At 39.8% G+C, this 26,671-nt stretch carries 21 protein-coding genes; 7 read left to right on the top strand and 14 right to left on the bottom strand.

Annotated features, from left to right (window positions below; all coding sequences use genetic code 11):
* The 8 genes from LX92_RS00205 to LX92_RS00170 all read right to left on the bottom strand — a co-directional run bounded on the left by LX92_RS00205 (window position 1) and on the right by LX92_RS00170 (window position 11,578).
* Window positions 1–1,773: an APC family permease gene (locus LX92_RS00205; RefSeq protein WP_109648273.1), complete on the bottom strand. Its 1,773-nt coding sequence runs from the start codon at window positions 1,771–1,773 to the stop codon at window positions 1–3.
* A complete protein-coding gene (gene aspS / locus LX92_RS00200; RefSeq protein WP_109648272.1) occupies window positions 1,757–3,514 on the bottom strand; it encodes an aspartate--tRNA ligase in 1,758 nt (585 codons plus the stop codon). Before aspS ends, LX92_RS00205 begins: the two co-directional genes overlap by 17 nt.
* Window positions 3,515–3,813: 299 nt before the next feature.
* Entirely contained in the window at window positions 3,814–7,320 is a 3,507-nt protein-coding gene (locus tag LX92_RS00195) for an efflux RND transporter permease subunit (RefSeq protein WP_109648271.1), read from the bottom strand.
* A gap of 13 nt (window positions 7,321–7,333) precedes the next feature.
* Window positions 7,334–8,503, bottom strand: a complete 1,170-nt coding sequence (locus LX92_RS00190) for an efflux RND transporter periplasmic adaptor subunit (protein ID WP_109648270.1) — start codon at window positions 8,501–8,503, stop codon at window positions 7,334–7,336.
* Between the two features lie 31 nt (window positions 8,504–8,534).
* Window positions 8,535–9,875: a TolC family protein gene (locus LX92_RS00185; RefSeq protein WP_109648269.1), complete on the bottom strand. Its 1,341-nt coding sequence runs from the start codon at window positions 9,873–9,875 to the stop codon at window positions 8,535–8,537.
* Window positions 9,876–10,481: a TetR/AcrR family transcriptional regulator gene (locus LX92_RS00180; protein WP_109648268.1), complete on the bottom strand. Its 606-nt coding sequence runs from the start codon at window positions 10,479–10,481 to the stop codon at window positions 9,876–9,878.
* A gap of 108 nt (window positions 10,482–10,589) precedes the next feature.
* On the bottom strand, window positions 10,590–11,027 hold the full coding sequence (locus LX92_RS00175; RefSeq protein ID WP_109648267.1) for a hypothetical protein: 438 nt from the start codon (window positions 11,025–11,027) through the stop codon (window positions 10,590–10,592).
* 11 nt (window positions 11,028–11,038) lie between these two features.
* Window positions 11,039–11,578 carry an RNA polymerase sigma factor gene (locus LX92_RS00170; RefSeq protein ID WP_109648266.1) on the bottom strand — a complete coding sequence of 180 codons (540 nt, stop codon included), beginning with the start codon at window positions 11,576–11,578 and terminating at the stop codon, window positions 11,039–11,041.
* Between the two features lie 157 nt (window positions 11,579–11,735).
* On the opposite strand from LX92_RS00170, the gene LX92_RS00165 reads away from it, so the two are divergent.
* Window positions 11,736–12,710: a polyprenyl synthetase family protein gene (locus LX92_RS00165; protein ID WP_109648265.1), complete on the top strand. Its 975-nt coding sequence runs from the start codon at window positions 11,736–11,738 to the stop codon at window positions 12,708–12,710.
* 36 nt (window positions 12,711–12,746) lie between these two features.
* On the opposite strand, the gene LX92_RS00160 is transcribed toward LX92_RS00165, so the two are convergent.
* Window positions 12,747–13,901, bottom strand: coding sequence for a lycopene cyclase family protein (locus LX92_RS00160; protein WP_223308293.1), 1,155 nt, complete (start codon window positions 13,899–13,901; stop codon window positions 12,747–12,749).
* A gap of 188 nt (window positions 13,902–14,089) precedes the next feature.
* Here LX92_RS00160 and LX92_RS00155 point away from each other — a divergent pair, with 188 nt between their 5' ends.
* The 3 genes from LX92_RS00155 (at window position 14,090) to LX92_RS00145 (ending at window position 17,066) form a co-directional block, all read left to right on the top strand.
* Complete coding sequence (locus LX92_RS00155; RefSeq protein WP_109648264.1) at window positions 14,090–16,129, top strand: S9 family peptidase; 2,040 nt, start codon at window positions 14,090–14,092, stop codon at window positions 16,127–16,129.
* Window positions 16,130–16,132: 3 nt separating this feature from the next.
* Window positions 16,133–16,558: a hypothetical protein gene (locus LX92_RS00150; RefSeq protein ID WP_244915912.1), complete on the top strand. Its 426-nt coding sequence runs from the start codon at window positions 16,133–16,135 to the stop codon at window positions 16,556–16,558.
* Window positions 16,559–16,679: 121 nt separating this feature from the next.
* Window positions 16,680–17,066 (top strand): DUF423 domain-containing protein, encoded by a 387-nt coding sequence (locus tag LX92_RS00145; protein WP_109648263.1) that lies wholly within the window; start codon window positions 16,680–16,682, stop codon window positions 17,064–17,066.
* 3 nt (window positions 17,067–17,069) lie between these two features.
* On the opposite strand, the gene LX92_RS00140 is transcribed toward LX92_RS00145, so the two are convergent.
* From LX92_RS00140 to LX92_RS00130, 4 genes are all read right to left on the bottom strand, one after another.
* Window positions 17,070–18,611 carry a carboxypeptidase-like regulatory domain-containing protein gene (locus LX92_RS00140; protein ID WP_109648262.1) on the bottom strand — a complete coding sequence of 514 codons (1,542 nt, stop codon included), beginning with the start codon at window positions 18,609–18,611 and terminating at the stop codon, window positions 17,070–17,072.
* Between the two features lie 181 nt (window positions 18,612–18,792).
* On the bottom strand, window positions 18,793–18,942 hold the full coding sequence (locus LX92_RS22340; RefSeq protein WP_170117770.1) for a hypothetical protein: 150 nt from the start codon (window positions 18,940–18,942) through the stop codon (window positions 18,793–18,795).
* A 1-nt stretch (window position 18,943) separates the two neighbouring features.
* Entirely contained in the window at window positions 18,944–21,181 is a 2,238-nt protein-coding gene (gene feoB, locus LX92_RS00135) for a ferrous iron transport protein B (protein WP_109648261.1), read from the bottom strand.
* Complete coding sequence (locus tag LX92_RS00130; protein WP_109648260.1) at window positions 21,178–21,423, bottom strand: FeoA family protein; 246 nt, start codon at window positions 21,421–21,423, stop codon at window positions 21,178–21,180. The genes feoB and LX92_RS00130 overlap by 4 nt, the downstream gene beginning before the upstream one ends.
* 215 nt (window positions 21,424–21,638) lie before the next feature.
* Between LX92_RS00130 and LX92_RS00125 the strand changes: the two genes are divergently transcribed.
* Both LX92_RS00125 and LX92_RS00120 read left to right on the top strand, forming a co-directional pair.
* Window positions 21,639–22,736, top strand: a complete 1,098-nt coding sequence (locus tag LX92_RS00125) for a hypothetical protein (RefSeq protein ID WP_109648259.1) — start codon at window positions 21,639–21,641, stop codon at window positions 22,734–22,736.
* Between the two features lie 12 nt (window positions 22,737–22,748).
* Entirely contained in the window at window positions 22,749–24,401 is a 1,653-nt protein-coding gene (locus LX92_RS00120; protein WP_109648258.1) for a hypothetical protein, read from the top strand.
* Between the two features lie 56 nt (window positions 24,402–24,457).
* Here LX92_RS00120 and LX92_RS00115 read toward each other — a convergent pair whose 3' ends face one another.
* Window positions 24,458–25,132, bottom strand: coding sequence for an SCO family protein (locus tag LX92_RS00115; protein WP_109649007.1), 675 nt, complete (start codon window positions 25,130–25,132; stop codon window positions 24,458–24,460).
* 157 nt (window positions 25,133–25,289) lie between these two features.
* Here LX92_RS00115 and rseP point away from each other — a divergent pair, with 157 nt between their 5' ends.
* A complete protein-coding gene (gene rseP, locus LX92_RS00110) occupies window positions 25,290–26,645 on the top strand; it encodes an RIP metalloprotease RseP (protein WP_109648257.1) in 1,356 nt (451 codons plus the stop codon).
* The last annotated feature ends 26 nt before the right edge of the window (window positions 26,646–26,671 follow it).

Raw genomic sequence — 26,671 nt, 5'->3', positions numbered from 1 at the left:
CTATATGATTAATCGTACTCCCCCGAGTTGTTCAACTTTGTAATTGAACTTATCACTCGGGGAACCAATAAACATAAAATTTACGGGAATATTCCATTTTTTGGAAAGGCTTTGAATTAATTCCGGGGTGAATTCACCTTTCTCTATAATAAATTCAACATTTATCTCGGGATACTCACGATCTAGTATATCAATTTCAAAAGCTAAATTTTTAGGCATTTCGTCGCCTTCCCGCAGTACATGTACTATTTTGATTTTTTTGGTATGCTCATTTTTCTTTATATACAGCATAACCCTATTCAATGTAGCTATGCTGTCTCCCCTGGTGAAAAAGACAAACTCTTGGTTGTTTATCTCATTGATGAAAGAAAGAATCTTTTTATCCGCATTAAAAACCAATTTGCGCAGTGGGTCAAAGATATAGTGTATAAAATTCAACAGTAACCGTAGCACCAAGGTTCTGTTCAACATAACCATAATAAAGATGATAAATGGGATAAAGTAATCCAAGAAGACGGCTAAGTTGCTGGCTTGCCCTTCTGCCGGCTCAATGATAATATTGCCGATCAGGGCAATGGAAACAGCGATTATTGCAACAAAAACCGAGAGCCATGAGGCTTTTTCCGGTCTTGGTAGGGCTGCTCTTTTGACTTTAAGCATAACATTCCCAATACCAAATAAGGCCATAACGGATAAAAATGATATGGTATAGACCCCTGCCAACAAGGTTACCTCACCACGTGTTATGAGAAGAACGGAAACCGCTAATATGAAGAACATGATAATAATACGATACGAACTTCCCTTTTTATTCTTCTTTAAAAAGAACTGTGGCATGATCCTGTCCAATGTCATTCTTTCCAATAATCCTGTAACCCCAACGAAACTCGTTAATACGGCACCACTTAATACCAGGAAGGCATCAATGGAAATCAGTGAGGCAATCCAGTCACCTCCGACGTGCGAAGCCATTTCCACCAAAAGTGTATTTTGATAATCACTACTTTGTAATACGGGCATGGCAAATAAAGCCAAGGCGAATACGGCCATCAAAGGGTTTATGACACTGACGATGGCCCACATGTTTTTCAATGTTTTCGGAAAAACACCTTTTTGCTGTTCTTCAATAAAATTCGCAGAACTCTCAAAACCCGAGACGCCCAGCATCGAAGCGGAAAAACCTAAAAAAATAGCTATTAAAATGCCGTTCTCATTTGTAGGGAAGTTCCAATTATCTATAAAAGTACCAATGCCATTATGAAACAAAAACACTACGATAAAGGCCGTTAAAACCGTTAAGGAAACAAGGTGGAAAATAAAAATCCCAATGGCGACTTTGGCCGATTCCGTAATGCCGATGATAGATAAAATCGCAAACACACTTAAAAGACATACGGTTGCAATGATTATGGGCATTGAGGGTAAGAGGTGATGTAGGTAATGCATGGCCTCATTGGCAGAAATCACTGCTGTGGCCATATAGGATAATATGGTCAGGGTAGCGGCAAAAGATGCCATAAACTTACTCGTGGTATTCAGTAATGCGTTGTACGTACCCCCGTTAAGAGGAAGGGCACCTACAACTTCCCCATAAATCTTTCTAAATAAAAACAGGACTACGGATACTATGAGTAAGGTAATCCAGGCGTATTGACCAGCAAATGCTATAGCTAGGGCTGAGACATATAAAACCGATGAACTGATGTCATTACCACAAATGGCCGTTGATTCCAGTTCATTGAGCTTCTTATGAATTTTAGTTTTTACTGTCATTAATCAATAAATTGAGCTCGTCCAATTGTGATTGGTCAATCACAGCAGGGGCATCGATCATAACATCCCTGCCACTATTGTTTTTAGGGAATGCGATAAAGTCACGAATGGTTTCCTGTCCTCCCAAAATAGCGACTAAACGATCTAACCCGAACGCTATTCCGCCATGTGGGGGAGCACCGTATTGGAAGGCATCCATCAAGAATCCGAATTGGGCCTTTGCCTCTTCGGGGGTAAAGCCCAAGTGTTTAAACATGGTACTTTGGATTTCCTTATCGTGTATTCTGATAGAACCACCACCAATTTCATTACCGTTCAACACCAAATCATAGGCGTTCGCCTTAACGCTTCCTGGGTCGGTTTCCAACAGTTCCATCTGTCCCGGTTTAGGGGATGTGAAAGGGTGGTGCATGGCATGGTATCGCCCTGTTTCCTCATCGAGTTCAAGCAGTGGGAAATCAATGACCCAAAGTGGGGCGAACACATCATTCTTACGAAGTCCAAGACGTTCTGCAAGTTCCATACGCAAAGCACTTAATTGGGCCCTGGTTGGGTTTGCATCCCCAGAGAGTACACAAATCAGATCTCCGGCCTTTGCTCCAGTAGCTTCAGCCCATTGGGCTAAGTCTTCCTGATCATAAAATTTATCTACCGATGATTTGAACGAACCGTCTTCATTGCATTTTACATAAACCATGCCTTTGGCGCCCACCTGCGGTCGGCGCACCCAGTCTACCAATGCATCGATTTCCTTTCGAGTGTAAGATGCACCACCAGGAACCGCTATACCCACTACCAATTCCGCAGTATTGAATACATTGAAATCTTTATGTTGGGCAACGGTGTTCAACGCACCAAATTCCATCCCAAAACGGATGTCCGGTTTGTCATTACCATACTTGGCCATGGCCTCGTCGAAGGTCATTCGTGGAAATTTAGAGGTTTCCACTCCTTTTATTTCTTTTAATAAATGTCGTGTCAACCCTTCAAAGGCATCGAGGATGTCTTCTTGTTCCACAAAGGCCATTTCACAATCTATCTGTGTAAACTCGGGTTGTCTGTCGGCTCTAAGGTCTTCATCCCTAAAACATTTCACGATCTGGAAATATTTATCCATGCCACCGACCATCAATAATTGTTTAAAGGTCTGGGGTGACTGTGGTAGGGCATAAAACTGCCCTTGGTTCATACGACTGGGCACGACGAAATCACGGGCGCCTTCTGGAGTCGATTTTATAAGGTAAGGGGTTTCTACTTCAATAAAACCTTCTTTCGATAGGTAATTTCGCACCTCCATAGATACCTTACTCCTAAAAATGAGGTTCTCCTTGACCGGATTTCTACGAATATCCAAATAACGATATTTCATTCTTAGGTCCTCACCACCGTCCGTTTTGTCCTCAATAGTAAATGGAGGGGTTTTGGAGGTATTGAGTATGGTTAGTTCTTTGACCAGGACCTCTATGTTTCCTGTAGGGATATTGGTGTTTTTTGAAGCCCTTTCGATGACAGTTCCTTTTACTTGGACCACAAATTCACGACCCAAATTCCTTCCTTGCTCCAAAAGCTCTTGGGAAGTTCTTTCCTCATCAAATATCAACTGGGTAATACCGTAACGATCCCGAAGGTCCACCCAAACAACAAAACCCTTGTCCCTGGTTTTTTGCACCCAACCGGCCAATGTTACCTCCTTGTCAATGTGTGATTCCCTTAATTCCCCGCAGTTATGACTTCTGTACATCTATCGAATTTATTTTAAAAATGCAAATTTACTAAGTATAAGCGATTATAGGCTATTTTAGTTCTTCGATTTTTTGAAATTGTTAATTGTGGATAAGGGGGGCAATACCAAAGGTATTACATAAAGACCACACTTTTTTGGCCTTGCTGATTGTTTTGTCTTAAAACACCGGTTAATGCGGTATATTGGTGTTTCGCGTTGGGAGTATGGTGTTTTGGTGAAGTCGTTTTTTGTATGGTATAAAAAAAGCAGTCCTTCTTCAAGAAGAAAGACTGCCCATTTTATTTTGCTTAACTATTTTAGACCGATGGTACTTTTTGCTTATTTCGCCAATTCCTTACCCGAATCTTCATTCTATATTCTATACTGAACAGCACAGGCACTATAATAAGGGTTAGGAATGTGGCAACAATCAAACCATAGATTACGGTCAATGCCAGTGGCCCCCAGAATACCACATTATCCCCTCCAATGTATATCTTGGGGTCGAATTCAGTGAACAGGGAAAAGAAATCTATATTGAGTCCAATGGCCAAGGGAATCAATCCTAGAACCGTGGTAATCGCGGTCAGTAATACGGGTCGCAACCTTGCTTTTCCTCCTTTTACTATGGTATCGGTGACCTCTTCTTTTGATAATAGGTCTGCGTCTCCTATCCCTAATGTCAATTTTTTACGATCTATTAGGATTTGTGTGTAATCGAGAAGGACAACTCCATTGTTCACCACGATACCTGCCAGTGAAATGATTCCCATCATGGTCATCATGATTACGAAGGGCTTGCCCGTTATCATAAGTCCACCAAAAACCCCAATGAAACTCAGGAAGATGGCAATCATGATAATAATCGGTTTTGAGACCCCGCTGAATTGGAAGATCAAAATCAATAAAATCAATCCTAAACCAGAGAAAAAAGCACCCACCAAAAACTGCATTTGTTTGTTTTGTTCTTCGATTTGACCGGTATAGTCGATTTTGATGTCTAATGGAAGTTGTCTAAAATCCTCCATCTCTTTCTGTATTTCCGCTACAATGGCCCCTGCATCGGAAAATCCGGGTTTTAATTGGGAATAGACGGTTACCACCCGCTTGTTGTCTTTGTGTTTAATGGCGCTGAATGATGAGGTATTTCGCTCCGATGCAACGGAAGAAACAGGAATTTCCTTGATCTGTCCGGATGCGGGATCCCTAAAAATGATATTCTGGTTAAAGAGCGCACTGGTATTGTACCGTAGATCCTCATTGAAACGCACGTTTATATCATAATCATCACCATCTTTTTTATAGACGCCTGCTTTTTCGCCAAACAAGGAGCGTCTCAATTGTAAGCCTACCTGACCTACCGAAACACCCAATTCACCCGCTTTTTCACGGTCAACAGCCACTTCCATGGCGGGTTTGCCTTTATTCACATCGATTTTCAACTCTTCAATCCCTGCAATGTTCTTGCTATTGATGAAATTCCGCATGTCCTCCGCGGTATTGATGAGTTGATCATAGTCCTTTCCTTCCAATTCAATATTGATGGGATAACCAGCTGGTGGGCCATTGGCATCTTTCTCAACCGAAATCGCGACACCAGGATATATACCGCTAAGGGCATCCTGTATATGTTGTCTTAGTTCCTCGGTATCGAGACCTCCTCGATATTTAAATTCACGCATTGATAGCGTTATCTTTCCACGATGTGGCATTTCCGCTGATGAACCACCATCGGTGTACGGGTTACCTGCGCCTTCCCCTACTTGGGATACGGCAGATTCAACCAAGAAATTGAAATCCCCTTTTTTGTATTTGTCCTGATTGATTACCTCATAAACCCGTTTTTCTATATCCAAGGTCAACTCATTGGTTTTTTCAATAGCCGTACCTTGTGGGTATTCTATATAGGCATAAATCTCATTGGGTTTGTTGTCCGGGAAGAATTCGATTTTGGTCCTGCCACTGCCAATAGACATTCCGAAGAGCATGAAAGTGATCAGTAAGAGTAAAAAGGTCAGTCCAAAGTACCAATACACATTATTGCCCCGTAGTGCGGTCTTTAACTGCTTTTCATAAAGATCCTCAAGACGGGTCATTATTACCCTTTGAAAGCTGAGGGCGGCACCTTTAATCACATATTTGTAGATCCAGAACAACATGGCTGTAAGGATCATTAATGAACCCAAACCGCGTACAGGACCTCCTACGATTAAGATAAAAATTCCGAATACGCCTAAAATGATACTGATTCTTATAAGTTGTTTTAGGGTTAATTCTTTTTCACCGATTTCCATAAAACGGGAAACCAACATGGAGTTCATAAAAATGGCCACAAAGAGTGATGATCCCAATACCACCGACAGGGTAATGGGGAAGTAAATCATAAACTGGCCGAAAATTCCGGGCCAAAGGCCTAAAGGAACAAAAGCCGCAACTGTTGTTGCCGTTGATATGATGATAGGATAGGCGATTTCGCCAATACCTTTTTTTGTAGCCTCTATACGCGACATACCTTCTTGGTCCATAAGACGGTAGACGTTCTCTACGACCACGATACCGTTGTCTACCAACATTCCCAGACCCATGATCATTCCAAAGAGGATCATGGTGTTCAGGGTAAAACTCATGCCATCGACGAAGACATCCAAATAGTTTAAGATCATAAACGACATGAACATCGACATGGGAATTGCAAAACCAACGAACAGGGCATTTCGGAACCCCAAGAAGAACATCAAAACGGTAACCACTAGTAGAATACCAAAGATAATATTGTTCACAAGGTCATCTACCTGGTTTAAAGTACGGGTAGAGGAATCGTTGGCTATTGATATCTTTAAATCGGCGGGATAGTAGTTTTCCAACTGATCTTTTACCAGTGCCTTGATCTTGTCTGCGGCTGAAATCGCATTTTGGCCAGCCCGTTTAGTAACGTTGAGCATCACTACATTTTGCCCAAATTCACGGGCATAGGTGGTTTTGTCTTCCTCACTGAAGGTAACCGTTGCAATATCCTTCAAATAAACGGCACCATTTTCCGACTTAACCACGAAATCGTCCAATTCCTTGGGGTCTTCAATCTCCCCAATGATACGGATTGTACGTCGTTGGCCACCTGATTTCAAGTTGCCTGCCGACATGGTTGTGTTTCCATTGCCAATAGCACTGATCACATCCTGAAAGCTGATTTTAGCAGCCATCATTTTATGTATGTCAACCGCGACTTCAACCTCTTTGTCCTGGGCTCCACGTATTTGGGCTTCCTTTATTTCGGGGAGGTCTTCGATTTCATCCTGTAGGTGTTCAGCAAATTCCTTTAGTTTCCTGACGGGATAATCCCCCGTAAAATTCACATTCATGATCGGAATGGATTCCGAAATGTTCAGGTCAAAAACATTGGGGTCAACCTTCGCATTGTTAAAGGTTGGCCAATCTTCAGTTGCCTTTTCAACATCGACCTCGTCCTTTACCTTTTGCTTGGCCTCCTCAACGGTAATATCCTCATCGAATTCAACCGTGATGATCGCATAATCCTCTTGGGAGGTTGAGGTAATCTCAACAACGTTGCTTATGCCTTTTAAACGATCTTCCAAGGGGTCTGTGATCAGTCGTTCAATATCCTCGGCTGTATTGCCCGGATATGGGGTACTGATATAGATCTTGGTTTCCACAATTTCGGGAAAATCCTCCCTTGGCATTGCGAAATAGGATTTGAGCCCAATATAAAGGAAGATGCCGATCATGACATAAATGACCGAAGGGTTGTCGATGGCCCATGATGAAAGTCCAAATTCCTTTTGGGCGTTTTTTAGCTGTTTGCTCATTGGTTCAACGTCTTTATTTAAGGATTTTTACTTTCTGACCATTTTTAACGGTCCTTGCACCTTCATTGATGATTTGATTGCCACTTTCTATACCACTAAGTACCTCAATCATTCCATTCTGGGTTTTGCCGGTTTTTATGATACTTCTGGTTACAACCGCCTCATTTTTATCGTTTGGCTCAGAACTTACATAGGCATATTGCTCTCCCGAAGCATTTTCTGATATAATACTTTGCGGAATAAGTATGGCATTGGCATTGGTATAATCATTAAGTTTTACCCTTGCCGTAAGGTTAGGCTTAATTAGGCCATTTTTGTTGGGAACTGGTATTTCAATACTGAAAGAACGATTGCTTGGATTGATGAAATTACCGGTTTCCCGTATTTTGGTCATTACGCTATCACCTAACACTGGAAAATAAACAACGGCTTCCTTGCCCTTGGCGATTTGACCTAAATAGGTTTCAGGAACATCAACCTCAATATACATGTTGCTTAGGTTTACGATACGGAAAACCTCAGAACCGGGACCTGGGGAAACCACGGTACCCTGATCCTTGATCACATCATCCAATATACCGTTGAACGGTGCACGTATTGTCGATTTACCCAATTGGCTTTCAAGCTGTTTTACTGTATTTTCAGAAGCCTCAAAGTTTGTTTTTGCCTGTAAGTACTGTATTTCGGAACCTATTTTTTGGTCCCACAACCTTTTTTGGCGTTCAAAAGTGGTCTTGTTGAGTTCGGCCTGGGTTTTCAGCTGCTCGAGTTGACTGCTCAAACCACCGTCATCAATCTTGGCCAATAGCTGTCCTTTGGATACCCGTTGCCCTTTTTTGACATAGATTTTTTCCAATGTACCTGACATTTCTGGGTAGATCAGTACGTTTTGTTTGGTTTTCACTTCCCCTTGCAATTCTAGGTAGTGCACAAAACTTTGATTTTTGGCCGTTATGGTGGTTACCAAGGGCAGTTTTTCTTCACCACCCAACTTGGCAATTACGGAGTCGAGTTTTTTAGCCTCCTCCTCAAGGGCCTTCTGTTGTTCGGATATTTCGCTTTTTTTAGCTCGAATAGCCTTTAAATCACCTTCACTGATCAACTCATCAATGGATTTCCCTTGATTATTGCCACAGGACATTACTAATAGGAGGGTGATTAGTGTTAAAAATATTTTTTTCATGGTTTGTTGCTTAGTTGTGACTGTTTTTTGATTATGATTTGCTGTTTAAAATGTTCTCAAGGGTAGTCTTGGCATTGATTACCGCCACCATTGATTGCAAGTACTCTTGTTGTGTAGAATACAATTGGGTTTGTGCTTGGCGAAGTTCAAAACTACTGGCCAAACCTTCAAAATATTTTATTTCATTTTTGTTCTCTATACGTTCTGCAAGGGCTAGGTTATTTTTTGCTGTCTCATACTGTTCTATGGCCAGGATATAATCACTTTTGGCCTGTTGCCATTGCAATCGTAATTGTTCTTCCGCTTCAGTAAGTTGTGTTTTTGCTTTTTCCAAGGCTATTTTGGCCCTTTGGGTACTGGCGCTCCGTTTTAGGGAGCTAAAGATGGGAATGTTCAAATCAAAACCCATTATGGATGAATTATACCACTCAGGGTCGCCACTTAGAAAATCGAAGGAATCGCTGTAGGAGGCGCTTCCATAGTTTACAAAAGCGTTTAAGGTAGGAAGGGCCCTGCTTTTGGCCAATTTTAATTCCAGTGATCGTTGCTCATTTAAATTGGTGGCGAGTTTATAATCGACATTGTTTTCAAGGTCGAAAGGAGATTCCAATAAATCCAGATCTATTTGTTTGAGGGTAAGGTCATCCAGATTTTCGGTTAATTGTGTGGGTGATTCAATGGGAATGCCTATTAAAAGGTTCAACATCTGTAGGGTTATACCTTTTAATCGAATGGCGTTTTTAAGTTGGTTGTCAACGGATGATAGTGTAATCTGCAGTTGTTCAACACTCTCTTCCTCACCGAGTCCATTTTCAAATATTTTGGTGGTTTCAAAGAGATTCTTCTCTAAAGTCGCTAAGTTTTTCTCTAAAATGGTAACACTTTCCTGGGCCAATAAAACATTGCCATACGCTTCTACCACTGCCTTTCGGACCTCAAGGTCTGTTTTTTCCTTATTGTTGGCACTGTAATTCAGGAATGTTTTGGTTGCCTGAACCCCTACAATGTATGAACCATCGAATATTTGTTGGCGCAGGGTGGCAGTTGCTGTTGCCTGTTGGGGCTGACCGAAGGTAATCGCTTGAAAGGTGCCTGCTTCGCCTCCAAAAAACTCGGCAGGAATCAGGGAAACAGGTTGCTTTAACTGGTTTTGATAACTGATGGCTCCACTGATTTGTGGCAAACCATCCGCGATGGTCTCCCATTTCTGCTTTTTAGCATCCAAAACATCCCTGTTTGCATTGATTGCGCTATAATTATTTTCCAGAGCAAAGGCAATAGCCTCTTCCAAAGAAAAACTTTTGGGCAGATCTTGGGCATAGCCCTTTACTGAAAGTATAAATATAAAGATCAGTATAAAACGGATTTTCATCTATTCTTGATTTGAGTTGATTATTGTATTCAATATTTGTTGTCCTTTCAGTGTTGCGATACCCCTAATATGGTATTCGAGAAAGTCATCCATAAGACTAGTCATTGAGAACATTGTTACAGGAAATAGGGCATGATTTTTTAGGCTGGTTATCCCAGAGAAATAAATCCTGGAAAGAAAATCCATATTGAGGTTTTCACGATAGATTCCCAAATGGATTCCCTTTTTGATATTTTCAACAAAACAATCCTCCATCATTTCGAATTGTTTGGCCTTGATGTCCTCAAAGATTTTAGGATAGTATTTCTGTAATTGGTACTGGGGTGAAGCTTTTTCATCCTTTAAATGCAAGAGCACAATTTTTTTTATTTCGTACATTTCCTCAATGGGGTTCCTTTGTAGGGAACACACGTGATCGATGTCTTGCGAGATGGTACAAAACAATTGTTTGGTACATTCTTCCACCAATTTGGTCTTATTCGCAAAATGGGCGTAAATGGTTTTTTTTGAAATACCTAGTTCATACGCTAGGTCATCCATGGTAACACTCTTAAACCCTAGGTTTAGAAATAGGTCTGTAGCCTTATGTAATATTTTCTCTCTCATGTATCTTAAGCAATAAAGCGGGCAAATATACCACGGAAACTTGAGAAACAATAAAAGTTTCCAAAGTTTTACGATAATTTAATACGAACTACATCGTATCATCTAGGGCTAGGAACCCATTTCTGCCTCGTTTTGGGGCCCAGCACCTTCTTTTTTATGTTTTACGAAGTCTTCAAAAGCCTGATTGCCTTCCTCTTCCCAGAATTGGTCGTAGTATTTCCATTTCGAAAAATCCTTGTTGCCCCCATTGGTACATTTTGAGGAGAATTTTTTTCTGATTTTTTTCTTCCTTGACTTAGCACTGTTATGGCTGCCGAATCCACCGAAAATGATTTTGGATAGTACAATGATGCCTATGGCTTGCCAATAGTCAATGGTGACAAGTCCAAAAATTTCGGGCATCAACCAGTTCCATAAACGCATCGTTATATAGCCAAATAGCATAATGAAAGCTATGAGTAGAATACCTCCAATCACTATTTTCAATAGTGCCCTGAAGTACTTTTCGACTTTACTTTTTACTTTTCGCTCCATATATTCTGACATAGTAATTTGTTTTAGTTATTATATTCTTTTTTCGATTCCAATTCTTTGTATAATAAGGCAATGGCACGATGTCGTCTAGACATTAAGGTACCTTCGGGTATTCCTGTTTCCTGTGAAATTTCTTTATAGCTATACCCTTCAAAATCTATATCGAAGATTATTTTTCGATATAAGGGTTTCAATTTTAAAATGGCCTGTTTGAGTTCGTTTTTCATACGGTCTGAATATGAATTGTCCGATTTGCCGTAGAAAAGTTCAGAGAATTCGACCAGCCGTATCTCCAATTGATCTTCAACGGACAACCGTTCTTTTTTGTTCCTTAAAATATCAATGATCCTATTCCTTAGCGAGTGGTACACAAAACCGGCTATATTATTTATGGGAGAACTGTTGACCTGTGAAAAAAGCTTTAAGGCCACATCCTGGACAATATCATCAGCATCCCTATCCGCGGCATCATCGATTTTAGATTTGGCGTATGCTTTCAATGCATGATATTCATCATTAAAGAATGCCTTTAGCTTAAAATGGTTGTCCGTTGTCGAAGTCATTCAATAATATTTAAATCATCCCTTCCCCTTTAAAGACGAAATTTTTCAAAACTATTGCATTTTTTTACGGTTTATTTATGGCTTTTTGTTTTTGAAATGGAATTTCTTTGAAAGGGTTTTGTTAAAATGGATGTATTTTTGACGAAAATTAGCTGTAATGTATTCCATAGAACTTTATAGAAAAGAATTTCTAACCTATTTAGGGCAAAAGTCAATTGACAAGGAGCCATCACGACTTTATGAGCCGATCAATTATATTTTACGACTTGGTGGTAAGCGCCTTCGACCGGTTCTTACGCTTATGACGACCGAACTTTTCGGAACGGATTATAAGAAGGCCATGGATGCAGCCCTGGCCATAGAGGTTTTTCATAATTTCTCATTGATACATGACGATATTATGGATGATGCTCCTTTGCGTAGGGGGCAAAAGACCGTTCATGAAAAATGGGATTTGAATACCGGAATCCTATCGGGTGATGCTATGCTGATTCTCGCCTATCAGTTTTTTGAGAACTACCCAAGTGAAATCTTTAGGGCGTTGGCCATGTTATTTAGTAAGACGGCTCTTGAGGTTTGTGAAGGACAACAATATGATATGGATTTTGAGACTAGGGACGATGTTACGGTTCCTGAGTATCTGCATATGATCGAATACAAAACAGCGGTACTTGTTGCCGCTGCGATGAAAATGGGAGGGATTATAGCAGGGGCCTCATTAAAGGACCAAAACCTTATTTATGATTTTGGTAAGAACCTAGGGATTGCATTTCAGCTGCAAGACGATTATTTAGACGCTTTCGGGGATCCCGAAAGTTTCGGAAAACAGGTGGGGGGTGATATTATAGAGAATAAAAAGACCATTTTGTATTTGTCGGCATTACAGTTGGGAAATGCTGGGGAGCAGAAGGAAATACTTGATCTGTATTCCATTCAGCCGCAAGATGTGTCCGACAAGGTAAACTCGGTCAAGGGTATCTTCCTTTCTACGGGCGCTGCCAAGCATACGAAATCGGAAATTCAAAACTATACCCAAAAGGCCTTTGAGGTTCTGGATGTCATCGACATGTCGGAAGAAAAGAAAGCTGTGCTTAAACAGTTTGGGGAAAACTTAATGATGCGAAAGGTATAAGGTTTATCCTGTTGCTTTTTTGATGTGGGAAATGGGTTAAAATAACCTTCCCAATAGGGCTTTTATAAATTCCTTTTTAGGACAACCGGAAATTATCTGGATATCTTCCCATAGACTTGTTTCCTCATCCAGAAATTTAAAGATCAATTGAGGAGGCCTGTTCTTAAATAGGGTTTCAAAGATATATTGGCCTTTGTCATTTTGGGAAAAAAGTATATCCAATAGAAGCAGGTCGTAAAACCAGAATTTTCTTTGGCTTCGAAGCGAAGTAAATGGCTGGTTGTTTTTGATCAATGGGATTAAATCGCGAATTTTTTTTGAAGTATTGTAGAAGGTATATCCCGTACTGGGTTTGGTCCATCCTCCGGCCGAACCGATATATTGGATTCTTTTCGTGTTATGTACCTGAAAATCATAGGAAGTCATGGGAATACTCCCTTGCTCTTTTTCCAGTATTTCAAATTCCGTACAATGGTATTTCAGGTTTAAGTAATCCTTGATCGCCTTTTCATATTCATCAATAGGCAAAAGATTTTCGGAGAACAAGGTATATTCGAGCAATGCCGTGTTTTCGGAATACGGTAACACATACATAAAGCGGGTGTTGTTCCTTTGTTCCACGGAGAAATCCATAAATACAGCTTCATCCTCATTGAATGTAGGTTCTTTGGTCGCTACCAACCAACCGACAAAATGTTGCTGTAAAACGGGGTACTTCTGTTGGTCTTTAAGTGTCTTGAAATCGAAAACACTGGTGAATATCTGGGGACTGGTATATTCATTCTTTGCTGTGGACACCCTTACCTCGTCTTTACTCTCCACAATCCCGACAACCTCTTCTTCGATAAAATCGACATGGGCATAGGCATTGATTTTCTGAAGGTGGTCTTGGTAAAAATCGGATCCGCGAACCAGTTTATAGGTATAGGGCTCAATATTGAACTGTTGGGAGAATACTTGTCCGCCAAAGAAGATATTATTCCAGGATTTCGCGACGATGGGGTCAAATTGTCCAGATCCTCTTTCCCAAAAGCACCAAGTTCGGTCATTGGTTTTTTTCGGGTCTTTATCAAGAAGCAAGATTCTTTTGTCCTGAAAATAGGCATCTTGGCCCAATGCATTGGCAAGCATTAAACCTGCTGCCCCTGCCCCAATTATAATGAAATCGTAATGTGTGTTTGTTTGTTTCAATTGCGATGTTGGTCTTTCCTATTCAAAAATAGGTAATTCACCTTAGCTTGTACCCATTTTTCCCCTGCCATTGATTTTGGTCGCCATGAAACGATCTTTATCACTTCGAGGTATCAAAGAGGAGCCATATTCCCTTTGTATAATGTGGGTTATTGCTTAAGTTTAGCTAATCATTATTTTTTTAAGTCATGCGATATAAAAGCCTACCTATCCTACTTTTGATTTTGTGTTTCTTTTTTTATGGAAATGCCCAAAAAAAGGAGTTTACTTACCTGGATCTTTTTGATTTACAATACGCATCGGACCCTCAGATTTCCCCCAATTGCGATTTGATTGTCTATCGTAGGATGAGTATGGATATCATGAAGGATAGGGCTGTTGGTAATTTGTGGATGATCAGGACCGATGGCTCACAACATCAAAAACTCACCGCCAAAGAAACGGGTGAATTTAGTCCAAGATGGTCACCCAATGGGGATAGATTGGCTTTTGTAAGTAATACGGACGAGGGTTCTGAAATTTACATGTATTGGGTCAATACGGGAAAGACCGCTAAAATTTCACAATTGGAATCCACTCCTTCTTCCCTAACATGGTCTCCAAAAGGGGATCAATTGGCATTTTCCATGAAATTGGAAACGAAGCCACCTGTTGTCGCCCATATGCCCCAAAAACCAAAAGGGGCCGAGTGGGCGGAGTCACCGAGGATTACAGATCGACTTTATCACGAAGCTGATGGTCGGGGATACATAAAACCCGGATTCAGCCATATTTTTACCATACCTGCCGATGGAGGGGCACCACGGCAACTTACCTCAGGTGATTTTCATCATAGGGGAAACTTAAGTTGGAGTCCCAACGCGGATACGATTTACTTTTCCGCCAATAGAAATGCGGACTGGGAATATGATTTTAGAAACAGTGAGGTTTATGCGGTTGGGGTTCAAAATGGAATCATAACGACCCTAACGAATAGAACAGGGCCCGACACCAGTCCAACGGTATCGCCCAATGGGAAACACATTGCCTATATCGGCTATGATGACAAGGTGCAGGCCTATCAGGTGCGGCGCCTCTATCTAATGGATGTTGACGGCAGAAATCAACGCGTAATTTCCCAGGAATTGGATAGAGATGTTGCCAATATTGTTTGGGATCGTAAAAGTGAGGGACTCTATTTCACCTTCGATGATAAAGGCAATAGCAAAATAGGATATATTGCCCTAAGTGGGAAAGTGTCAACGCTTGCCGATGATTTGGGAGGTACCACCATCGGAAGACCATATGCCAGCGGTTCTTTCAGTAGATCAAAAAATGGTACGATCGTTTTTACCAAGACAAGACCGGAACACCCCGCGGATTTGGCTGTTATAAAGCCCAAGGATAAGGAACCGCTTAGGATAACCAACTTGAATAAAGGGTTATTGGATTATAGGAATTTAGGTAAGGTAGAGGAGATTTGGTATAAATCAACGGTTGACCAACGCGATATTCAAGGTTGGGTCGTCTATCCCCCAGGATACGATGCTTCACAGACATACCCCTTTTTAGTCGAGAACCACGGCGGACCCATTTTAAATTATGGAAATCGCTTTTCTGTGGAAATGCAGTTGTATGCCGCCGCGGGGTATGTGGTTTTCTATCCCAATGCACGGGGTAGTACCAGTTACGGAGAGGAATTTGGCAACCTACTATACAACAATTATCCCGGCGATGATTATCAGGATGTGATGGATGGGGTTGATTATTGTATTGCCAAGGGAATTGCCAATGAAGACCAATTGTTTGTAACCGGTGGTAGTGCCGGTGGAATAATGACGGCTTGGATCATAGGGAAAAACAATCGATTTGAAGCTGCGGTGGTGGCCAAACCGGTGATGAACTGGATCAGCAAAACCTTGGTTGCCGATAATTATTTTGGGTATGCGAACTCCCGTTACCCCGGTCAACCTTGGGAGAATTTTGAAGGGTACTGGAAATTTTCCCCACTTTCACTCGTTGGTAATATAGAAACCCCGACCATGGTCATGGTAGGGATGGATGATTTAAGAACGCCACCCAGTGAGGCCAAACAATTGTACCATGCCCTTAAATTAAGGAAAAAAGAAACGGTTTTTGTTGAAATACCCAATGCGAGCCATGGTATAGCCAATAGGCCAAGCAATTTAATTACGAAGATTGCACATACATTGGCTTGGTTTGATAAATATAATACCCTAAAAAAATAAATAGTGAAAAAAGGATTTCCCTTCTGGAATGTGGTCATGGTTTTAACCGTCATTGTTAGCCTTATGGCCTTTCTTGCCCATTATAAAAATTGGACAAAGGTAGAACAGGATAAACTTAAGATCCTTTCCGGATTTTATTATAAGAAAATCAGCTATGCACAATTGGATAGTGTGCTGTGGATCGATAAGATTCCCCCGATGGAACGGCTGAACGGGTTTTCGGCCTGGGAAAAGGAAAAGGGGATTTTTCGGGAGTTCAAGGATTCGTTGACCGATAAGAAAGTCAATGTATATGTCGATAACCTATCGAACCGGAAAATCAAGTTGGTGTACAATGATTCTTTAAAACTCTATATCAATTACGCTGATAGTCTAGAAACAGTACAATTGTTCAATCTGCTGAAACAAAGAATCGATAGTGCCCAGTAGGGCAGGTTCAAGTGCGAATTGGTTTTAAAAACGGACTTTCCCATTTCATTTAGGCACGAATAAGACAAAAAGCTATTTTAACTCCAAAGGGTTTAATTATCTTAGGGCTAAAATTTTTCAAATGGTTCTTTTCGCTCAGGTTGTTGGTTCCCTTCTCGGTTTATTTGCGGTTATTCTTGGTGCTTTTGGGGCCCATGCCTTAAAAAAGTCATTGAACGATGACCAGCTTAAAAGTTTTGAAACCGGTGTAAAATATCAGATGTACCACGCCATTTTGTTATTGGTCTTGAGTTTTAACCTTAACCTCGATACTGATGTACAGCGATACATGATCTACTGTTTTACTTTTGGTATACTATTGTTTTCATTCAGTATTTATCTGTTGGTGATAGGGAAGTCCAAAGGAAAGAACATGGCGTTCCTTGGCCCTGTAACACCTTTAGGCGGACTGCTTTTGGTGATAGGCTGGGGGCTTCTGTTTTATAATTTCATTACCAATCTAATCTAAGGACTATTTTGCTGTTTCTTCTGTAGAAGTGAATTCACGAATAGCTTGGTTAGGCTCTATAATGGTTTGGCCCTTCCAAAATTCCGGGTCGTAACTTGGCATGTATGTTGGCAAAACGGCATTGTTCTCTGTAAATGCCTCATAGGTCGCAGTGGATATTGGGTTGGAATCAAATACAATGAGTTCACGTTTATTTGTGCCAGCCGTACCCATATCCAGTTTAACCGAAAGTTCGTTTTGTTTGTTCCTGCCTTTGACATGTTTATTCTTTTCTATGATCTTCAAAGGTCTACGAATTCCCACTTTAGTGCCCTCTTCCTGTTCGAGAAAACGCAGGTCGTATTTGCCATTCTCCGATTTGCTGAAGATTATTTTACCCTTCCTTAAATATTGTTTCATGCTGATGCCCAGTAGATTGAATTTCTTCAGGGGTTTTACATTTTCATAATCCAATCGCATTACGGCAAAATCATCGGCATTGATAAAGAGTTTTCCGCTGTAATCGGCACTGCCGTCAGGTACGAATTCCAATATATAAACGGGATCATCGCCCATATAGGTAAAGTCTTTTATGGTGAAATCGTATTTTCTGGATTTGTTGATGAAATTCAGGGGGGAATCCTCTAAATAAAAAAGGTCCTGTAGCATCCCTACAATGCTATTTTTTCGGTATTTGGCAAAATCGGTCTTACGCTCTTCTTCCCTTTTTTTCTTCTCATCCAATTCCTTTTTCAAGGCAGCTTGATCTGTGGAATCGATATCGGATTCAAAGATTCCATCAATATCCTCTTCCTTGATCTTCGCACCGAACAATCCTGATTTGATTTTGAAGTAAGAGTCCCTTTTTATATTCGATTTTACGATCTCGTTGAATTTTTTCTCTAATTCATCATAATCGAGCTCTTTGCTTTTATCATAGAGTTCAGAGGCTTTGAGGATATTTATTTTTTGGTCCTCACCTTCGTACTTACCGTATAGGTCACAGAGAATCTCGGTATAATAACTCGATTTTTTCGGGATGGTGCTGAGAACACTGTCCAAGAATTTTTTATTGAGTTCCTTTATTGTCGATTTTAGGAAGGTATAGTCGGTTTTATAAAAATTCTGAAAGTAAGAATCCCTAAAGAACAATCTTTTTTTACTAAGATCTTTATTGTAATTCTTATCAAGGTTTTCTTGCACTAAGGCTATGATTTCCTTGGCAGAGTAATTTTTATTGGTTACGATAACCGGGTTGAGTTCTATGGCCTTTGGACTCAGGTAAATTACATTATCAGGGAATTCCTTCAAGGGTCTGCCAATCGATGCATAACCGATGCATGAAATGAAGAGGGAATCGGTTTCTGAGATATTTTCATCCAAGAGAAAACTAAAGCGGCCTTCCTCATTGGTTATTACCCCTTTTTTATTCAATTGTACGGTTACATAGGGTATGGGTTCCTGGGTAACGGAATCCAGAATCCGTGAGGTTAGTGTTTGGCTTTGTACCGTACTACAAACAGCGGTGACCAATACGGCGATTAACCACAATATAATTTTGTCCATGATTGATTGGTGATTAGTTATCAACAAACTAACATATAGTTCAAAAAATGTCAGTCCTATTTTTATTTTCTTTATGACACATTTAGCTTTTTATTATGAGCTAGGGTATCAATCAAGACGACGAATTGCCTTTAGGAATGTTACAAATTATTTTGGTAGGGATAAAAATGGTGGGCCAAAATCAATGACAACCGCAATTGTCTTCACCACAAACTTTTTTTGAACTTTTTTTGGAAGAAAACAGCGATTTGGGCAAAAGGAACTTGTTCACGATATACGCAATGGCGAGTACTACGATGATATAAACCACTATTTGTTGAAATAAATCCATATTATTTCAGTATTTGATAGGCGACTAAAGCAACAATATAAGCAAAAAGACTCATAAAAACCAATTGGGCAGCGGGCCATTTCCATGAATTGGTTTCGCGTTTAACAATGGCCAAGGTGCTCATACACTGCATGGCAAAGGCGTAAAATAACAATAGGGATATGCCCGAAGCCAAATTGAACAGGGGCTTATTGGTGTTGGCATTCATCTCAGCCGCCATCCTGTTTTTTATGGTGTGTTCCTCGTCACTTCCCACACTGTAAATAGTGGCCAAGGTACTTACAAAGACTTCCCTTGCCGCAAAGGAGGTAATCAGTGCGATACCGATTTTCCAGTCATAGCCCAATGGCCTTACCATGGGTTCTATAGCCTTACCCATATTGCCTATATAGGAATTTTCGAGTTTAAAACTTGCTATTTCCTGATGTTTTGCCTTTTCGAACAATTCCTTATCCAATCTATGTATGGAGTCTTTAACCTGTTCCGGGCCAATGGTATATACCTTTTTGGCTATGCTATCGTTCAGTGCGATTTTATAGGCTTCAAGATTATTGGCTATACTTTCTTGATTGAAAACCGACAAGCCTTCGGTTTGAATTCGATGTTCGATGATGGAATCGGCATTTTCATACTTTTCCGTGAAACCATTTGAACCTAAGAACCATAATATGATTGAGATGGCCAAGATGATTTTTCCCGCACCGAAGACAAAACTCTTGGTTTTTTCCCAAACCGTATAGGCTACATTCTTAATCAAAGGGAGTTTGTAATTGGGCATTTCCATTACGAAAAAGGTGCGACTTTTAATTTTCAAGACCTTGTTTAAGACCATGGCGGAAAGTATGGCAGCACCAAATCCTATTAAATACAGTAACATTAAGGTCATGGCCTGGTAGCCCAATCCTAAAAATCGACCTTCCGGTATCACCAAGGCGATTATGATAAGATATACGGGCAAACGTGCGGAACACGTTGTAAAAGGCGTGACCAATATGGTTATCAAACGCTCTTTCCAATTCTCTATGGTCCGGGTTGCCATAACGGCTGGGATGGCGCAAGCCGTTCCGGAAATCAGGGGAACAATACTTTTACCACTTAACCCGAATGGGCGCATAACGCGATCCATGAGAAAAACCACCCTACTCATATAGCCCGATTCTTCCAAAAGGGAAATGAACAGGAAAAGGAATGCGATCTGTGGAATGAATATGACAATACCACCAATTCCTGAAAGTATTCCTTCGGCAATCAAATTGGTGAGCATCCCGGGGGGGAATGAGTCTTTGACCCATTCACTGGCTGAGACAAAGGTTTCATCTATAAAATCCATGGGAATACTGCTCCAATCATAAATGGCTTGGAAAATCGTAAGTAGTACCACAAAGAAAATAAGGTATCCGAATATCTTATGCGTTAGGATTTTGTCAAGGGTTGCCTTTAATCCTTTGGCTGCATTGACATCAACCTTATAAGTCTCTTTGAGTATGGAGTTTATAAATTGATATCTTTTAATGGTCTCCTTTTGTTGAAGACGTTTAAGTTCGGATTTCGATTTTGTATTGAATGATGAGGTGTCCTTGATCAATTTTTTTTCCAAGGGCATAAAGTTTACATCCTGTGTAATGACCAACCAAAGTTTGTGTAGGTTTTCATTGGGAAAGGTCTCTTGTAAACTTTTAAAATATTCCGGCGCAATGACAGTGGTGTCGACGTTTGGGGCAATAGATAGATTTTTATAGTCGGCAATCAGTTCTTTCAATCGCTCTATGCCGGTTTTTTTACGGGTACTGACCAGGGCTATTTTGGTATCCAACTTTTTTTCCATCAGTTCAATATCCAAAGTTATCCCCTTTCGCACCATTCTATCGGCCATATTTATTACCAGGATGGTAGGTATTTTCAGATCCTTTATCTGGGTGAACAGTAATAGATTTCGTTTTAGGTTTTCAACGTCGGAAATAACAATGGCCACATCAGGGTGATCCTTGTCATTCTTGTTCAAAAGTAGTTCAACGGCGACACTCTCATCAAGGGATGTGGTATTAAGGCTATAGGTGCCCGGAAGATCGATGATATGTGCTTTTACACCTCGTGGCAGCTTGCAGATCCCTTCCTTTTTCTCAACGGTGATTCCAGGATAATTGCCTACTTTTTGATTAAGTCCGGTCAATTGGTTAAAAACGGACGTTTTACCAGTGTTGGGATTGCCGATCAGTGCAACATTGATTTGTTTGCTCATACATCTGGGGTGTCTTCAATAAGATCCAATTCTATCTTCAAGGCCATAGAGCGTCTTATAGCGATATGGGAGCCGTTTACATTGATATATAAGGGATCTTTAAAGGGTGCCACTTGCACCAATTCAACTTCATTACCCGGTAAGCACCCCAATTCGAGCAATTTTATAGGCAAAAAATCATCGGGGAATTCCCTGATGACTCCTTTCTGCCCGCGCTTGAGATGTGCAATACTCGTGCTCATTTTATTTAGAATGATTATAAGTAAGGCAAAAGTAAGCTAAATTGAAAAAAGAGGCAGCCAATTTATTAAATAATTGACTTTAATAATTCCTTTTTGACATAATCTATTTAGCTAAAGAATTAAATAGGCAACAGTTTAAACCGCTTTTGCAACAAAATTTATAATATTTTAACAAAAAATTCCATATTTGAATAAATACTGGATTAAAATACTTCATGAAATATATCCCCCTTTTTCTCTTCATAATTGGTATGAATACCAGTAATGGCCAAAAAGCTAATAGCTTCTATTTGAAATTACACCAGTATGATTACCCTACAAATCCATTACCTGTAAGTTGTGAGGTCTATGGTGTTTCAGCTCAAGTAGCCAATAAATCTATTTATACATATGATTATCGAGGAGACAAATTGGTACTTCACGATATCAAGGTACTTTGGGGAGGTTATGATCCAGGTACTGTAGGTTATGTGCCGAAGTTGTTTACTTTTTATAAGTACCATAAATCAACAATTCCTTATGATAATGGATTTCTTCTGAAGATTGAAATGGACGATGTAGAACTTTACCATGAATATACGGGGAAGGACAATATTTATGAGGTTAAAGGAGACTATGAATTTAGGTTGTCAATTACCCATCAAAATGCGATTGTCACTGCTGATACTCTTGAATATAGTGAAGTGTTGGGCACGTTTGCTTCTAGTCTTTCAGATGAAGATGTACACATAATTGCGACTAATAAAGCCTCTGAACTTGCAATTTATCTTAATGAGAAAATACTCACTTCATCAGTCAATGCCTTTAGGAGGTTTGCCCGTGCCCGTATCGATTTAAGTTATACAAAAGAATACATCAAATTTTACGGTATTTCAAAAACCAAGAAATTGGAAATCGGGGAGAAGGTTCATGAATTACATAAAAGGATAAAAAATCTGGAAAAGCTAGATGAAATCGTAAACGATCGTGGTGCTTTTAATAAGGAGGTAAATTTGTTGATAGAAGAATTTACGTCAATGAAGAATTTAAATGACTACGCACAATATGACACTTTCAAGTTTTATGTACATTCAAATTTAGCAAGTCTATACGCCATAACCGAATCTTTTAATAAAGTTAGGACGAATTATGAAACAGCTTTGACCTTTAATGATAAAGCAAGGTTTGTAGGCATTATTACGGAAGAGCTTCGTAAATCTAACCATAGGGCAGATAATAAAACAAATCTTTTCGATGAAGAAGGCAAATTTAAAGAAACCTTCAGTCATCGATATTTAGAATATTATAATACTAGAGAAAAAGCAATTAATTAATAAACAACTAACATGAGAAAAACATTAGCAGTATTGCTACTGGTAGGAACAGGTGCTATTTACGCTCAATCGACCAAGAGTAAAAGCATTAAGGTGTCAATGCCAAGTTACGCAGAAATTTCTGCACCAAAAGATATCAATACCTATATGGGTGCTTTTGCGAATACGGAGAAATCGGTACTTCCATTTACCGAAGAAGAATTTCAAAAAAGCCTGAATTTTGAGGATTTTAAACCACATATGGATGATAGTACCGCGCCAGATTTATTATTCGCATTAAACGGGATATCTATAGATGATCTTAATCTTACCATCTCGAGAAGTAAGGCCAATGAAACATACAGTATTGATATATTGCCAAAAAGTAGTGCCAAAATGGGATTGCTTACAATGGCAAAAGGAGAAAGCGTGCATTACTATGCCTTGCCAATAATTGCGAAGGTCAATAACGAAGGAAAAAGCATTCCGGTTACAATTGATTTTACCTTTGAAGAAGAGGAAAAGTATCTGATTTTTAATGGTGATGACCAAGCCAAGGGTTCTCCTTATTTGGTTCAAGAATTTTTAAGAAGTAACCTTGGAGACGAATATCTGACAAAAACTCTGGCACCTACTTTATATGGTTTATATGATATTAGGGTGAACCAAGAATTTGAAAAGTTTTATTATATCAAGGATAAAAAAACCGATGGCCTAGAAGATGAGACTAAAGAAAATGTTCTTTCACTTGAAAAAGTTGCAGCTGAGTTGAATACCATTGAAAAAATGCGTGCAGGTAAGGGTCAAATACAATCCTTTATTGATTATTGGGAAAGTAATTTGGCAAAGTATGACCTTTCGAACAAGTCTGGCAAGAAAGTGGGTTGGGGGATTTTAATGAACCTTTATAATTTATCCTTGATGACCGAAAATTATGATGCGGCTCAAAAATATATGGACCGTATGGTTGAATTAGAAGAGAAAAAATGGATAACACGAGCAGCCAAATCTGCTTTTGAAAAGAAAATGAAAGCGTATGCCAGTAACTTTGATCTTGCAACAGGAGAACGTAAATATGCTGCTGCATATGAAGTTGATCCCATGCTAATACGAATGGAAAACGAAAATGCCGTAAAAGAAAATGACATTAAAAATGCCCCAGGTCATGTTGTTTTAGAAGACGGTTCTAAAATGGAAGGTAAGTTAACCATGTATTTTGCCAAAAAGGAGGATGGATCCGACGGAAATATTATGGATATAAGTGGTGATAAAACGGCTAAAGTGGTGTATGTGAAATACGTGAACGAAAAAGGCAAGACAAAAACGAAATCCTTAAAATGCAAGGACGTTCAGCAAGTTGTTGTTAATGATGCAATATATGAGCCAGTAAATCCTAAAAGACCATTGTTAGATAGTTCGGATGGAGCTCTGACGGGTATAGCTTTAAACAATACAATATATATGAAATTGATATATAAAGGTGCAAAAATCAAAGTATATGAGGATTTGACAGGAGTAGGTCAGTATTTTTTCCAGATTTTAGGTGAGAAAAAAGCGGAAAGGGTAAATTCAGAATATTTTGCAGGTTGCTCTAGTTTGGCCCAAAGTATAGAAAATGGTGAGTTTACAGAGTCCAAGGAGGATCAGGTAAAAATTGCCAAAGCTTATGATCAAGGATGTAAGTGATATTTTCTGAAAGATATTTCAAAAGCCTTTATGATATGGAATTCGTGAAGGCTTTTTCATTCATCATACGATGCCTTGAGTATTTTAAGATCATCCATTAATTTCCCGATGTCCTCTGATTTGGTCCCATCGTAAAAACCACGGATCCTACGTTCTTTGTCCACCAAGATGAAATTTTCGGTATGGATCATATCAAACGGGCCGCCATCGCCATCCGTTTTAACGGCCAAATAGGATTTTCTGGCCAATTCATATATCTGTTTTTTATCGCCAGTCACCAAATTCCACTTGGCATCGTTAACCCCTTTTTCAAGGGCATACTTTTTTAATTGGGCAACGGAATCAATGACCGGGGTTACAGAATGGGAGAGCAAAAGGACATTATCGTCATCTTTGATCATTTCCTGTATGCCGGCCATATTTTTTGTCATGATAGGGCAGATGGTAGGACAGGTGGTAAAGAAAAAATCGGCAATATAGATTTTACCCTCATAATCTTTTTGGGTAATGGTTTTACCGTTTTGATTGGTCAACGAAAAATCAGCTATGGTGTGGTACTTTTTTACGTGTTGCAGTGTACTGTCGACCAAATCGGGGTTGACCATTGACGGCTGGTAAATGGGTAATACGGTTTTAGGTTGGAGGGCCTTGTAAAAGAGTACCATGATGATGATCGATATGCTCGAAAACACAATGGCGAATAGTTTGTACTTACCGAAAAAGGAACGCATGATTTTTTCCCAAAGGTACATCAGTCCTGTTCACTTATCAAATATTGGGAGTGTCATGGCTGCTAAAAATTTCATAAAAAGGAAGTCGTCCCCATAGTTTCTTTTTGTAAGACCTTGTAAAAGTGTACTTTTGTGCGTTCAATTTTAGAAAATATAAATGAGTCCAATCGTTATACAGGTCATACAATTCTTTTTAAGTCTTTCCCTTTTAATTGTTCTCCATGAGTTAGGGCATTTTATTCCTGCCAAGATCTTCAAGACCAGGGTAGAGAAATTCTATCTGTTTTTCGATATAAAATTTTCATTGTTCAAGAAAAAAATCGGGGAGACTGTTTACGGTATTGGTTGGTTGCCCCTTGGTGGTTATGTGAAGATTGCCGGTATGATCGATGAGAGCATGGATACCGAAGCCATGAAGGAAGAGCCCAAGGAATGGGAGTTTAGAAGCAAACCGGCTTGGCAACGTTTGATCATTATGTTGGGAGGGGTAACGGTGAACTTTATTTTGGCGGTTATTATCTACGTGGGACTCGCTTTTGCCTATGGTGATGAATATGTGCCCGCTGATAGTTTAAAGGATGGTTTCTTGGTTACGGAAAAAACCCTTGGTGATAAACTCGGGGTACAAACAGGGGATAAGATCATTGCCGTAGATGGTAATAAGATCGAAGCCTTTAGGAATATTTTGCCGGAAATCGTTTATGGTGAGACCATGACCGTAGTAAGGGATGGAAAAAGTTTTGAACAGGATATACCTGTTGATTTTATCGCCACCCTATCGGAGGATAAGGATAAAGTACGGTTTTTGAGTTATAGGTTGCCTTTTATCATTAAGGATGTTGCAGAAGGTTCAGTGAATAAAGATGTGGATTTTCAACCTTTCGATGAGGTCATAAAAGTAAATGGAACAACAGTTGCTTATGTAGATCAGGTAAAACCCATATTGGAAGCCAATAAGGGAAAGGAAATCGTGCTAACCGTAAAAAGGAAAAGTGGGGATATTGTGGACTTGACAGCAAAGGTGAGCGATGAGGCTACAATTGGCGTTCACATTGGCGGATTGACAATGCAGCAATATGCCGAAATGGGCTATTTTGATATAAAAACCAAGGAGTATGACTTTTTGGAATCGATACCAGCCGGTGTTGACAAGGGTATTTCGACCTTGGGTAATTATATAAAGGGTATGAAGAAAATCTTCAATCCCGATACAGGGGCCTATAAGGAAGTTGGTGGTTTTGCGGCCATAGGCGGACTATTTCCGGAGAGTTGGAACTGGCCTGTCTTTTGGAACACAACGGCCTTTATATCCATTATTCTGGCCTTTATGAACATCTTGCCCATACCAGCCTTGGATGGGGGTCATGTTGCCTTTTTATTGTATGAAATGGTTACCGGAAGAAAACCGAGTGACAAATTTCTGGAATATGCACAGATGATCGGTTTCTTTATTTTAATAGCATTATTACTATTTGCAAATGGTAATGATGTGTATAAATGGTTATTTAAATAGAGAATAAATATTTTTGTTTGGCGTAT

Origin of the sequence: Maribacter polysiphoniae, from assembly GCF_003148665.1 — a bacterium.
In the GTDB taxonomy this organism is placed as follows: domain Bacteria; phylum Bacteroidota; class Bacteroidia; order Flavobacteriales; family Flavobacteriaceae; genus Maribacter_A; species Maribacter_A polysiphoniae.
This window is presented reverse-complemented; position numbering and strand designations above follow the sequence as displayed.